The sequence below is a fragment of the Actinoplanes derwentensis genome (assembly GCF_900104725.1).
In the GTDB taxonomy this organism is placed as follows: Bacteria; Actinomycetota; Actinomycetes; order Mycobacteriales; family Micromonosporaceae; genus Actinoplanes; species Actinoplanes derwentensis.
In genome coordinates, this window is the sequence record NZ_LT629758.1 from 3,173,974 (window position 1) to 3,186,453 (window position 12,480).

General features: G+C 71.3%; 13 protein-coding genes. 5 read left to right on the forward strand and 8 right to left on the reverse strand.

Annotation, left to right across the window (positions count from 1 at the left end):
* Positions 1-45 precede the first annotated feature (45 nt).
* From BLU81_RS13950 to BLU81_RS13965, 4 genes are all read right to left on the reverse strand, one after another.
* A complete protein-coding gene (locus BLU81_RS13950; protein WP_092544905.1) occupies positions 46-1,005 on the reverse strand; it encodes a hypothetical protein in 960 nt (319 codons plus the stop codon).
* Between the two features lie 69 nt (positions 1,006-1,074).
* Positions 1,075-1,275, reverse strand: coding sequence for a hypothetical protein (locus BLU81_RS13955; RefSeq protein ID WP_092544907.1), 201 nt, complete (start codon positions 1,273-1,275; stop codon positions 1,075-1,077).
* A gap of 58 nt (positions 1,276-1,333) precedes the next feature.
* Complete coding sequence (locus BLU81_RS13960) at positions 1,334-2,932, reverse strand: tetratricopeptide repeat-containing diguanylate cyclase (RefSeq protein WP_092544909.1); 1,599 nt, start codon at positions 2,930-2,932, stop codon at positions 1,334-1,336.
* A 76-nt stretch (positions 2,933-3,008) separates the two neighbouring features.
* Positions 3,009-3,617, reverse strand: a complete 609-nt coding sequence (locus BLU81_RS13965; RefSeq protein ID WP_092544911.1) for a CGNR zinc finger domain-containing protein — start codon at positions 3,615-3,617, stop codon at positions 3,009-3,011.
* Between the two features lie 78 nt (positions 3,618-3,695).
* Here BLU81_RS13965 and BLU81_RS13970 point away from each other — a divergent pair, with 78 nt between their 5' ends.
* The gene (locus BLU81_RS13970; RefSeq protein ID WP_092544913.1) at positions 3,696-3,896 is read left to right on the forward strand and encodes a hypothetical protein; all 201 of its coding nucleotides are present in this window, start codon (positions 3,696-3,698) and stop codon (positions 3,894-3,896) included.
* Positions 3,897-3,909: 13 nt separating this feature from the next.
* Positions 3,910-4,569, forward strand: coding sequence for a tetratricopeptide repeat protein (locus tag BLU81_RS13975; RefSeq protein WP_092544915.1), 660 nt, complete (start codon positions 3,910-3,912; stop codon positions 4,567-4,569).
* 18 nt (positions 4,570-4,587) lie between these two features.
* Here the strand turns inward: BLU81_RS13975 and BLU81_RS13980 are convergent, their stop codons facing one another.
* Genes BLU81_RS13980 through BLU81_RS13990 form a run of 3 tightly spaced genes read right to left on the reverse strand, consistent with a single transcriptional unit; the run spans position 4,588 to position 7,965 of the window.
* Positions 4,588-5,904, reverse strand: a complete 1,317-nt coding sequence (locus BLU81_RS13980; RefSeq protein ID WP_092544917.1) for an MFS transporter — start codon at positions 5,902-5,904, stop codon at positions 4,588-4,590.
* A complete protein-coding gene (locus BLU81_RS13985) occupies positions 5,901-6,722 on the reverse strand; it encodes an SDR family NAD(P)-dependent oxidoreductase (protein ID WP_231954507.1) in 822 nt (273 codons plus the stop codon). Before BLU81_RS13985 ends, BLU81_RS13980 begins: the two co-directional genes overlap by 4 nt.
* Before the next feature lie 25 nt (positions 6,723-6,747).
* Positions 6,748-7,965: a flavin-containing monooxygenase gene (locus tag BLU81_RS13990; RefSeq protein ID WP_092544921.1), complete on the reverse strand. Its 1,218-nt coding sequence runs from the start codon at positions 7,963-7,965 to the stop codon at positions 6,748-6,750.
* A 130-nt stretch (positions 7,966-8,095) separates the two neighbouring features.
* Here BLU81_RS13990 and BLU81_RS13995 point away from each other — a divergent pair, with 130 nt between their 5' ends.
* Positions 8,096-9,160, forward strand: coding sequence for a helix-turn-helix domain-containing protein (locus BLU81_RS13995; RefSeq protein WP_092544923.1), 1,065 nt, complete (start codon positions 8,096-8,098; stop codon positions 9,158-9,160).
* A complete protein-coding gene (locus BLU81_RS14000) occupies positions 9,157-9,891 on the forward strand; it encodes a hypothetical protein (RefSeq protein ID WP_092544925.1) in 735 nt (244 codons plus the stop codon). The genes BLU81_RS13995 and BLU81_RS14000 overlap by 4 nt, the downstream gene beginning before the upstream one ends.
* Before the next feature lie 30 nt (positions 9,892-9,921).
* On the opposite strand, the gene BLU81_RS14005 is transcribed toward BLU81_RS14000, so the two are convergent.
* Positions 9,922-10,614 carry a class I SAM-dependent methyltransferase gene (locus tag BLU81_RS14005; protein WP_092544927.1) on the reverse strand — a complete coding sequence of 231 codons (693 nt, stop codon included), beginning with the start codon at positions 10,612-10,614 and terminating at the stop codon, positions 9,922-9,924.
* 217 nt (positions 10,615-10,831) lie between these two features.
* Here BLU81_RS14005 and BLU81_RS14010 point away from each other — a divergent pair, with 217 nt between their 5' ends.
* Positions 10,832-12,412 (forward strand): GMC oxidoreductase, encoded by a 1,581-nt coding sequence (locus tag BLU81_RS14010; RefSeq protein WP_092544929.1) that lies wholly within the window; start codon positions 10,832-10,834, stop codon positions 12,410-12,412.
* Positions 12,413-12,480: the final 68 nt, after the last annotated feature.

Here is a 12,480-nt window from a genome sequence, read left to right on the forward strand (position 1 = left end):
GGCCCATTATCGGCAGCGCGAGCGGATTGCCAAGACTTCCGGAGCTCAGAGTGGCAGTGAGACCCGTTGCGGGACTGTTCGCGGGCACGGGGGACGTGTCATCGCGTAATACGACGCGGACGCCACCAGCAGGCCGGCACCCCAGAGTGTGTAGCCGCCCATCTCCAGCAGCAACGGGAGGAAGGCGCCGCCGAAGCTGCCCCGGATCCAGGCGGTCATCCCGGCGATACCGAAGTAGGCGGTCAGGCTCGTTCCGACGAACAGGCCGGTGCCGAGAACCAGCCACCGCGGCACGGCCCGGCCCCGCACCGGCCACACCCAGGCGGGCCACAGCCGGCCCCAGCGGTGTGCCAGAGCCAGCGGCAACAGGGTGCCGGCCAGGGTCATCAGCACCATGAAGACCGTCAGCGCGGTCCACGAGATGTCACTCGCCGCGGACGGCCACCGCCCGGCCAGCGTGTCGGCCAGCCACACGCTCATCCGGGCCACGAATCCGGCGACGGCCAGGTAGGCGCCCGCGAAAGCCCATCCGGGTGCCCGCGCCTCCCGGCTCTCCGGGGATCTGCCGTGGACCCGCCCGCACGCTTCGCAGGGACGCGCGGCCCGCCGACGCTCGGCTGCGGCGACGAGCAGGCAGAGGAGTCCACCGCCGACTCCGGCGCCGGTCGCCAGCAGACTGGCGACCATGCCGGGCCCGGCGCCCTCGAAGAGCAGCGCGACCACGATCACCGGGAACAGGAACGAGTACACCCACAGGGCGGCGCCCGCGACGGCGGTGAAGGCCGCGAGCACGTAGCGAACCTTGTCGTGCACCGCACGGCCGGCGACGACCGCTGCGACGGAGCACCCGGCCAAGGCCAGGACGCCGAGCGCCACCGGAACCCAGCCGCCGGGGAAATACGATTCCTGGCCGTTGAAGAAACGCGGGGTGCCGTGGATCGCCCACCAGGTGGACCAGGACGTATCCGGTCTGGCAGGCGGGCGCGGCGAACCGGGCCCGGACATCGCTGCTCATGAATTGATCGACCATGGTCGCAGTCTCCGAGACACGGCTTGGACGACGCTGAGGAACACTCAGGTCCGGGTGTGGGCGAAGACCTCGAACGCGGCCACGATCAGCAGGAGGGCGCCGAACTGGACGTACCAGTGATCCAGTGCCGGTTCGGTGTTGCCCAGCAACCGCAGGACTACGCCGGCCACGATCGCCACCACCCAGCCGGCCACCTCGTACCGCCGCCGGGTCTGCCTTTTGTCTGTCTCTTCGATCGTCGTCATGGGAAGCAGTCTGGCCGCCGGGCAGCGCCCGCGGATCCCTCCACGGCCGGACCCCGGTCTATATCGCTGGTTGGACAGCCGGGGCCGGGCCGTGCACCCGGTTGCGGCCGGCGTGTTTGGCGGCGTAGAGCCGTTCGTCGGCGCGGGCGAGGACCACCCCCGGGTCGGCGGACTCGTCGCCCATGGCCAGGCCGATGCTGACGGTGACCGTGATGCCCGGCGCGACGGAGTCCCAGTCGTAGGCCGCCACCTGCGCGCGCAGGCGCTGCGCGGTGACGGTGGCGTCCGGCAGATCCGAGTTCGACAGCAGGACCGCGAATTCCTCGCCGCCGAACCGCACCACCGTGTCCTGACTGCGACAGGCGGTGCGCAGCAGGCCGGCGAGAAGTCGCAGCACCTGGTCGCCGACCATGTGCGAATGGTCGTCGTTCACCCGTTTGAAGTGGTCCACGTCGACCAGGAGGATCCCCCGGCCGGACAACCCTTCGGCCATCAGTTCGTCCAGGTGCCGGCGGTTGGCCAGGCCGGTCAGCGGGTCCTCGAGGCTCTGCCGGAGCAGTTCCCGGTTGGCGTGCTGCAACGCCGTGACGCGCGCCCGTTCCTCCTCGGCGGCGGCCTTGGCGCGCGTGGTGTCCATGCGGACGACCGCGATGTGCCCGCTGCGCTGGGCCGCCTCGGACGCGACGGCTTTGGAGAGCGAGTGATAGATCTTGTACGTGTCCAGCGCGCCCCGCAGGTCACCGTGCCGTTCGTAGGCGTCGGCCAGGTGCATCGCCGCGGTCATCTCACTGGCTTTGCTCTCCGCCACTTCCAGTGCCGCGCGCAGGTGACCGATGGCCTCCTCGTCACGGCCGCCGGCCAGACAGATGGTGCCGTGGGTGGCGAAGTAGTGGGTGAGGATCGACGGGGTGTCCCGGGCCGGCTCGATCCGCCACTCGCTGAGCATCTCCAGGGCCTCGTCCGCACGGCCGCAGAAGGCCAGGCTCTCGGCCAGGTTGCCGATCGCCGTCACCTCGTGCCGGCGGTGGCCGGTGCGGCGGGCGACGCTGAGCGCCTCCCGTGACTGGCTCTGGGCGATGGCGCTGAGGGCCAGGGCGGCGGGTTCGTCACCGGCTTTGCGGGCGTTCTCGGCCAGGCACATGTTGGCGCAGGCCATGGTGTCGATCATGGCGCCGTTGGTGTTGTCGTCGCCGAGCAGCCGGGCCATCTCGGCGGCCCGCTCGCAGAACTCGAAACAGTGGTCGAACTGTTCCAGGTAGTAGTACACCACTCCGGCGATGGCGGTGGCCGCCGTCAGCGCGGTCAGATCGCCGCTGGCCTCGGCCACCTCCAGCGCGGTCATGATCTCCGCCGTCGCGCTCACCGGGTCGGAGGTGATCAGCAGGATCCGGGCGACCGTGGCGTGCACGACCGCCTCGCTGGCCGTGTCGCCGATCGCCCAGCAGACTTCGAACGCCTCCGCGGCCAGGGCCAGCGCCTCGACCAGCTCGTCGAGCACCTGATGGCACTTGACCGCCAAGGTCAGCGCCTGCGCCCGGAGCGCGGGCACACCGCTGCCGGCGACCGCCAGTGCCAGGTCTCGTGCCGCCACAGTCTCCGAGCGATCGAAGTGCACGACGGCACGCGCCAGCAGATCAGCCGGGCTTGCGCTGTCCATCAATCGCTTCGCACCCCCAGAATTGTGGCTGTCGCCCCCCACCGTCGGCCGGGCCGGGCGAAACTTGAGAACTCCGTCAGCGGCGGGCGGCACGACGGCGGTCGGTCTGGCGGTGGATCTTCGCCTCGGTGCCGCAGTCCTCCATCCGGCACCAGCGGCGCGAGTTGTTCTTACTGGTGTCCAGGAACAGGCCGTCGCAGCCGAGGGTGGAGGCGCATGTCTTCACCCGGCCGGCCGGGCCCGCGGTGAGGAGTTCGATCGCGGCCAGTGCGGCCGGCCACCAGACCCGGTCCAGGTCGCCGTCTGGCAGTGCCCAGCCGAATCGGTCGCCGTGGGCTTCCAGCCGGGCGGCGGCCATCGCGGACGCGTACGCCCGCTGGATCTCCGCCAGGTCCCCGGACGGCGGCGGCTCCCCACCGGACAGCGCGGCGAAGACGCGGTTGATCGCCTCGCGCACCGCGATCCCGGCTCGATAGGACGCTTGCGCGGCAGAGGGCTGTGCCTCGGCGCGGGCGGTCAGGCTGCGGGCGATCCCGGGGTCGACCCATTGGGCGTACGCCGCCCAGGTCGCCAGATCGGCATAGTCGTGCAGGTGCTCCTCGTGCACGGGCTCACCCCGGGCGTCGACGGTGTTGGCGAAGTCGAGGCACGGGTGGGCTCCGTAGAGCGGGGGGAAATCCGGCATTGCTTCCACCAAAGTAAGTTTAGGGGGTAGGCTTCCAGTTAAACCATCTTAACCAGCATCATGCGAGAGGACGTCTCCATGTTCGATCTGATCCTGCCGATGCTGCGCGAATCCGCCACCTGTATCAGTCACTCCGCTCTCCCCGACGCCCCCATCATCGCCGACCCGACGCCCGGCCCGGTCCGCCGCCACACCGCCCGCCTGCTGCGCGACGCCGCCGCCCGTCTCGACCACACCCCGGCCGCCCACTTCGGACTAGGATGCGAATCCAGCACGTGAACGGGGGAAGCGGATGCGGATCGAACGAGCCAGAACGGCGTACGAGCAAGCCGTCTATCGCGGTGACGTCAGCGGCCTGACCGACGCCGGGCGGGGCCTGGACGCGCTGGAGGCGGACACCGCGCTGGCTCGCGGGCGGATCCTGCACGCCCGGTTCCTGGCCGAACGGGCCGACGGCGAGGCCACTGTCGAGGATCCGGGCGAGATGCCGTTGTTCGAGCGTGCGGCCGAGCTGTACCAGGCGCTGGGCGACGTGCGCGGTGAGGGCGAGGCCGCGTTCTGGATCGGCTGTGTGCATCAGGTCATCCGGCGCGACGACAGAACCGCCGTTCCGCATCTGGAGCACTCCCGCAGCCTGGCCGCACAGTCCGGTGACCAGCACACCGAGGCCGAGGCGCTGCGGCACCTCGGCATCTCGGCGCACATGGCCGATCGCCTGGACGAGGCCCGCGAGCACCTGGAGGAGTCGACCCGGCTGCGCCGCGAGATCGGTGCGCTGCCGGGAGTGGCCGCCAACATGGTCGGGCTGGCCTACATCGCCGTCGGCCAGGACCGCCATGCCGACGCCGCCGCGATCCTGGACGAGGCCGGCGCCATCGCCCGGTTCCAGCAGGCCCACGCCATCGTGCGGCAGATCGAAGAGGCGAGGACAGCGATCCGGGCCCGGCCATGATCGGCAGGTCCGGACCGGTCACGCGGGGTGGGTCTCCGGCTCGGCGGGGATGCTGCGGTCGAGGGTCCAGCGGAGCTGGAAGGTCAGGGCCACCGCCATCAGGGCCGCCGGGATCACGGTGAAGCCGAGCAGCAGGGCCGTGCGGGCGGATGCCGTCTGGGTCACGGTCTGGCCTTCGGTGGTGGCGGCGAAACCGCCGAGTGCCAGGGCCGCCGAGTAGACGTACGGGCCGATGGCGGTGCCGGTGGCCTCGGTCGCCGTCCACACACCGGTGTAGGAGCCGGCTCGTGCGGACGCCGCCGCCACCGCGTCGGGGACCATCGAGAACGCGAACAACTGCAGGCCGGCGAAGGCGATCCCGAGGAAGACCGTGACGATGACGGCCGGGGCCACCCCGTACCTGGAGAGGGGCGCCAGCGAGCCGGCCACGAAGACCGCCTGGGAGATCAGCAGCCCGCGCTGTTTGCCGATGCGACGCGACACCGCCAGCCAGACCGGGCCGGCGATGACGGCCGGGCCGAGGAACGCACCCATGAAGACCGCGGTCAGCGCCGGGTCGCCGAAGACGTGTTCGGTGTAGAACGGCAGCGCGGCCAGGAACAGGTGGGTCGTCGTGCCGGTGAACAGGTACGACAGCACGAGTGCCCGGAAGTCCCGGTCCCGCCAGGCGATCCGGACGTCGGCGAGGGTGGAGTGGGTGTCCGCGTCGGGTGTGCGGATGCCCACCTCGCGGGTGAGCCGCCGGACCCCGGTGACGGCGACCAGTCCGGACACCACCATCGCCCCGGACAGCAGTAGTGCCATCCGGGTGTAGTCGCCGCGCCCACCGGCCGCCACCAGCGCGGGCGCGGCGACTCCCGCGCCGAGCAGTCCGAGGGTCAGGAACAACATCCGGAACATGAAGACCCGGGTGCGTTCGTGATAGCCGACCCGCAGATCGGACGGCGTGGTCAGGTAGGGCACCTGGAAGCAGGCGAAGAGCAGGTTCCCGGCGATGAACCAGCCGCCGACCCACAGCGCCGCGGAGGCTCCGGACAGACCGGCGGGGACGGTGAACATCCCGGTCATGGCGACCGCGAGCAGCAGGCCGAACCGCAGCAGGCCGAGCCGGTGCCCGGTACGGCGGGCGGCGGCGTCGGAACGGCTGCCGAGGTAGGGGTGCACGATCACGTCGATGATCTTCGGCAGCAGCAGGGTCAGGCCGGCCAGCAGCGGCGGGACACCGAGCGTGTGGGTGAGGAAGTAGAGCAGCAGGAGGCCGGGGACGGTGACCCAGACACCCATCCCGACGGATCCGGTGGCGTACGCGACCAGGTCGCCGCGCCGCACCGTCACGAGTTCCTGCTGACGACCCCGGCCGCCAGCGAGGAGTCGTGGAACGCTCCGGACCGGACCCGGCCGGCCAGGGTCCGGGCGACGATCCGATCGGTGAGTGCGGGCAAATGCCGGGCCAGGAAGAACTCGACGGCACCGCGCCGGGTGGTGGCCAGGTCACGGTACGGACGGTGGCTCAGGGCGGCCCGGAGCACCGTGTCGACCACACCGTCCAGCGGCTCGTACCGGCTCAGGCCCTCCAGCGAGAGCCCGGCCGCCGCGGTGGAGGCGTGGATCGGGCTGCGCACCGCGGAGGGGTACACGCAGGTCACGCCGACATGAGTGCCGATCTCCAGGCGCAGTGCGTCGGCGTACGCCACCAATGCTCTTTTCGAGGCGCCGTAGCCGGCCGCCAGTGGCAACTGCATGACCGCCATCCGGGAGCTGAGCATCACGATCCGGCCGCGGGAGGCGACCAGCGGGCCGACGCAGGCGGCGGTGACACGCCAGGTGCCGAGCAGGTTGATGTCGAGCTGGCGGCGGACCTCGTCGCCGGGTGGCAGTTCGGCGGGTGCCGGGCCGCCGACTCCGGCGTTGTTGACCAGCAGGTCGAGGCCGCCGAGCAGGTCGGTGGCCTCGGTGACGGCCGCGGGCACGGCGGTGTCGTCGGTGATGTCACAGGGCAGCACTTCGACCGGGTCGTTGACGCGGGGTGCCACGTCGAGACCGACGACGCGGGCGCCGAGCCGGTCGAACCGGGTGCAGACGGCCCGGCCGAACGTCCCGGACGCGCCGGTGACCAGGACTCGCATACCGCGGGGGTCACGGCGGGTGTTCATCTCGGGGCTCCTCGGGCGATCTCGGCTAGACACTGATCGAAGCTAGATACTGATCGAAGTCGATGCGCAGGTGCGGGCGGCCGTGTTCGCCCCACCGGTCGACGGCGGCGCGCAGTGCCCGGTCGGCGTCGCGTTTCCGATCGGCGGCGGACGGAAGATCAACGGCCTTGCTGAGGTAGGCCGCGGCAAGCTTGCCCTGTGCCTCGACCACCGGAAAAGCTGATCCGGTGGACTGCATCAGGCCGACGAACGCCAGCGTCGGGTCGTCCAGGTGGAAGACCCGCCGGTAAAGTGGCAGCCGTTCCGGGTCGGGCCCGAGCCAGCGCTCGGACAGGAACGGGATGTGCACCCGATAGCCGGTGGCCCACACGATCAGGTCGACGCTCTCGCTGTCACCGTCGGTGAACACCACCCGGTCGCGGTCCAGGCGTTCGAGACCCGGCCGGGGCAGCACCTCACCGTGCGTGAGCCGGTGCAGGATGGTGTCACTGACCGTCGGGTGGTTCTGCAGCAGCCCACCGGCGGGCGCGGGCAGCCCATAGCGTTGCGGAGTGCCGACCGCCAGCCGCAGCATGGTCTCGGCGATCCGCTGCCGCAGCCGCCAGGGCAGGCCGGCGAGTGCGGCAGCGGTCGCGTCGGCCGGGCGCCCGAACAGGTACTTCGGCACGATGTGCACGCCGTGCCGGGCGGAGAGCAGGACCGGACCGCGGGCGGTGTACGAGGCGTCCACGGCGATGTCCATGGCGGAGTTGCCCATCCCCACCACCAGCACCCGCCGGTCCCGGAAGACATCGGCGGTCCGGTAGTCGTGGGCGTGCATCTGCACCCCGTCGAACGTCCCCGGACAGCTGGGCTGCCGCGGATACCAGTTGTGACCGTTGGCGACGATCACCGCGTCGTGACGTTCGCCGTCGACCGTCCACCCGGCTTCGTCCCGTTCCACCCGGTCGACGCGGTGACCGAACCGGATGTGCTGGAGCAGCCCGAACTTGTCCGCGTAGTCGGCCAGATAACCGGCGACCCGTTCGGCCGACGGATAGTCCGGCCAGTCCGCGGGCATCGGGAAGTCGGCGAACTCGGTGCGCCCCTTGCTGGTGTTCAGATGCAGCGAGGCGTAGGTGTCGGTCCACAGCCCACCGGGCCGGTCGCCGCGTTCGTAGCCGACCGCCTCGCAGCCGGCGTCGAGCAGCGCCTTGACCGTGGCCAGCCCGGCGGCACCCGCGCCGATCACGGCGACACGCATCGACGTTCTCCCACCGAGGTTGTAGTGATTGCCAAACCGTAGGGCCCGGCAGCCGGGCTGCCCATGGTGTGGCGTACGCCGTTGGGCCCGGAGGTTGTGGGCCACCACAACGGGCGGCAGCATGTCGGTCATGACTGCTGACGGCTGGACCGCCGTGGTCGACCTCATCGAACGGGTGATGGTCGACGAGGATCTGCTGCCGTCGGTGGTCTCCGGGGTCCGCGCGAACGTGCGGGAGGTCGCGGTGCTGCCGCCGTCGGACATCGCCGGGCACACCAGAGCGCTGCTCACCGCGGCGACCCGGGCCCTGGCGGCCCGGCGTGGTCCGACCGAGGCCGAGTTGTCGTTCGTGGCGGAACTGGGTGTCACCCGGGCCCGGCAGGGCGTCCCGATCGAGGCGGTGCTCGGCGCCATCCACGTGGCCGAGCGGGCGATCTGGGCGCGGGCCCGGGAGGTGGCCCGCGCCGAAGGGGTGGACGCGGACCGGCTGCTGGACGCGCGGGAACTGTACGACGACTGGGCCGACGCGGTCCGGTCCCGGCTGATCACCGCGCACCGCACCACGAAGGCGACCGCCGATCCCCGGCCCCGGGACGCGGCGATCCTGCGCCGACTGATGCAGGGCGGGTCGTCGGCGGCGCTCGCCGTCGCCGAGGCGGGCCTGCCGGCCAACGGCCGGCTGTGGGTGCTGGTCGCCCGGCCGGGTTTCGACGAGCGGTACCCGCTGTGCGCGATCGTCGACGACCTGTTCGTCGCGGTCTCCGCCCGGATGCCCACGGCCCGCGCGACCGCCGGGCTCGCCGGTCCCGCGGAACCCGACCAGCTGGCCCCGGCCCGGAACCTGGCCCTGGCCGCCCTGACCACCGCCGAGTCGACCGGCCGGACCGGGATCGTGCACATCGCCGACGTGGCCTGGCAGGCGGCTCTCACCGACCGGACGGACCTGGCCGGGGCACTGCTGGACCGGCATCAGCGGGCCCGCGCCACCCTCGGGCCGAACGCCGAACCGGTGGCCCGGGCCGTCCTGGCCTGGCTGGACAGCGACCGGGACGTCACCGCCGCCGGGGCGAGCCTGTTCGTGCACCCGAACACGGTGCGCAACCGGGTCCGGCGGTTCGCCGAGGTGACCGGCGTCGACCCGGCCGGCCCGAACGCCTGGTGGCTGTGCCGGACCTGGCTACGGGAGGCCACATGACCGCCGCCGGGCGACGTCATCGCGCGGATCTCGTCGTCGCCGGTGTCGCCGTGGTCATCTTCCTGATCATCGCCGTCACCGTCCCGTACCGCCGGTGTTCGAACGCGGTGCCGTGCGATCCCGAACCGGTGGCGTCGTTCGCGATCAGCCTGCTCCCGGCAGTGGTGGTGATGACGTTCATCCACCGCTGGGCGGCCGCGGTCACGGCTGTGCTGTGCGCGATCGCGTGGCCGATCGCCAACCACGTCGACGACTCCGAGATGGGCTGGCGGGCGCTGCTGCCGATCGCCCTCGCGGTGACGGCGGTCGCGGTGGCCCGGCAACGCGACGACAGGCCGAGACGGCCGCGGGCCGGCACGCTGGTCGCCGGTTCTCTGCTGCTGATCGGGACGCTCGCCGGGATCGCCGCGACGTTGCAACGGCAACAGCAGGTCACCGCGCAGGAGGCCGCCTCCACCTCGCTCACCGCGGTGGCCCGCGCACACCTCGACGACTCCACCCTGACCGTCGAACTGCCGGACGGCACCCGGTGGAACGTGAAGGTGCTGTCCGCCAGCGACTACCCGATCGGCACACCGGTGGAGTTGCTCGTCGACGACGACGGGCTACGGCAGCTGCGCAGCGAACCCTACGACATCTCCTTCTCCCTGCTGCTGCCCTTGGTCATCGGGGCCGGCGCCGGGGTGGCGCTGATAGCTCGGGCCGCCCCACACCGCCGGCTCCCCCGGTGATTCCAGCCGATCGCACGGCACGGAGAGGCGTCAGGGGCGGCGCAGGCGCAGGGCTACGAAGCTCGGGCGATCGGTGAGCCGCTCGTAGCGTTCCGGGTTCACGGCCCGGAGCGCCTCGACGGCCTTCGGCTCGACCAGCCGCTCCAGCACGAACCCGGCGGCCAGCACCTCGGTCATCAGGGATTCCAGGGTCATCCGCTGGAAGCGCATGCTGATCCCGTCGGCCATCGGCATCTCGACCCAGCTCTCATCGAAGTACGACCCGCCGAAGTATCGCCAGTCCGACACCGGATGTGTCGTCGACAGCACGAACCATCCGCCGGGCCGCAACACCCGGCGCACCTCGCCGAGGAACCGGGCCCGGTCGGTCAGGTGATGCAGCACCAGCGCGCAGACGACGCCGTCGAACGAGGCGTCGGCAGCGAACTCCAGCGGGGTGTCCAGGTCGTGCTGCCGGACTTCCGCACGCTCGCCGAGCAGCGCGCGGGCGTGCCCGGCCAGCGTCGCGCTGCCGTCCACCGCCACCACTTCGGCGCCTCGGCCGACCAACTCGGCCGCATGGTGCCCGGCGCCGCAACCGGCGTCCAGGATCCGGAGAGCGGCGACATCACCGGCGAGCGCCAGCACGGCCGGCCGGTCCGTGTAGGCGTTGTGCGGACCCTCGGCGGCGTGCGCCGCGAACACGTCGCCGGCTTGGTCGTGGTACGCGTGGGCAGCGGGCATCCGGACAGCCTGCCCGGACGGTGGCACGGCCCGCAACCCGGGCGAGTCAGCCTGAGGCAGGTGCCCGTCTCAGCGCCCGAGGCGTCTGATCATTATCGGCCGCCACGGCGACTCCCCCGGCTAGACATCGAACACTGGCGATATGACCTGAACGCGTTCTATGCCAATGGATTCCGGCGCGAAACGATGAGGTTCCCCTCGTACCGGGAGCGCCATCATGAACGGACTTTCGCGACGGACCCTTCTGGCCGGTGGCGCCGCCGCCGCGGCCTCCACACTCCTCGGGGCCGGCCGGGCCGCGGCGGCACTGAACTCCGGCGATCACGTACCGGCCCTCGTCATCGGCAGCGGCTACGGCGGCGCGGTGGCCGCACTGCGGCTCACCCGGGCCGGGGTGCAGACGCACATCGTCGAGATGGGCATGGACTGGACCGGCCAGACCTACAGCAGCATGCTGGAACCCGACGGGCGCTCCTACTGGCTGCGCACCCAGACCGTCCAGCCGGTCTCCTCGATCCTCGGCATCCCGGCCGACCGGACGATCACCAAGTACACCGGCGTGCTCGACCCGGAGACCTTCGCCGGGATCCGGGTCTACCAGGGCCGTGGGTACGGCGGTGGTTCGCTGGTCAACGGCGGGATGGCGGTGACACCGCGGCGGGACTACTTCGCCGAGGTCCTGCCGTCGGTGGACGTCGCCGCCATGTACGCCACCTACTTCCCGCGGGCCAACGCGGCCCTCGGTGTCAACCACGTCGACCAGGCCTGGTTCGAGACCGCCGACTGCTATCGGTACGCCCGGGTCGGCCGCGACCAGGCGAACGCGTCCGGTTATGCCACCACGTTCGTACCGAACGTCTACGACTTCGACTACATGAAGAAGGAGCAGGCCGGCACGGTCACCCGGTCCGCGCTGGCCAGCGAGGTCATCTACGGCAACAACCACGGCAAACGCTCCCTGGACAAGACCTATCTCGCCGCGGCCGCCGCCACCGGGCGGCTGCACGTCACCACCCTGCACACGGTGACCGCCGTGGCGCCCGCGGCCACCGGCGGCTACTCGGTGACGATGAACCAGATCGACACCACCGGCGCCACCGTCACGGTCAAAACGGTCACCGCCGACCGGGTGTTCTTCGCCGCCGGCAGCGTCGGCACCAGCAAACTGCTCGTCGCCATGCGCGCCCAGGGCAGACTGCCCGGCCTCAGCTCCACCGTCGGGCAGGGCTGGGGCACCAACGGCAACGTGATGGTCGGCCGCGCCAACCACGTCTGGGTGCCGACCGGTGGCCTCCAGTCCGGCATGCCGGCGATGGGCATCGACAACTGGGCCGACCCGGCCGGGCCGGTGTTCGCCGAGATCGCCCCGTTCCCGGCCGGCACCGAACTCTGGATCAGCCTCTACCTGGCGATCACCAAAAACCCCAACCGGGCCCGATTCTCGTACGACAGCAGCACCGGCTCTGTCGGCCTGAACTGGACCGCCGCCCAGAACGCGCCGTCGGCGGCCGCCGCCAAACGCGTCTTCGACACCATCAACGCGGCCCAGGGCACCGTCTACCGCACCGACCTGTTCGGCTCGAACAAGGTGTGGGGCGACGAACTGACTTACCATCCGCTCGGCGGCTGCGTGCTGGGTCAGGCCACCGACGGTTACGGCCGCCTCAACGGCTACCCCGGCCTGTACGTGGTGGACGGCTCCCTGATCCCCGGCAGCATCGGCGTCAACCCGTTCGTCACGATCACCGCCCTGGCCGAACGCAACATCGAGAAGATCATCGCCACCGACCTGGCGTGAGCACCCCGGCCAGGCGGCCGGTCCCTCACGGGGCCGGCCGGGTCGCGAGGCTTGAGCGGCGCAAGAGG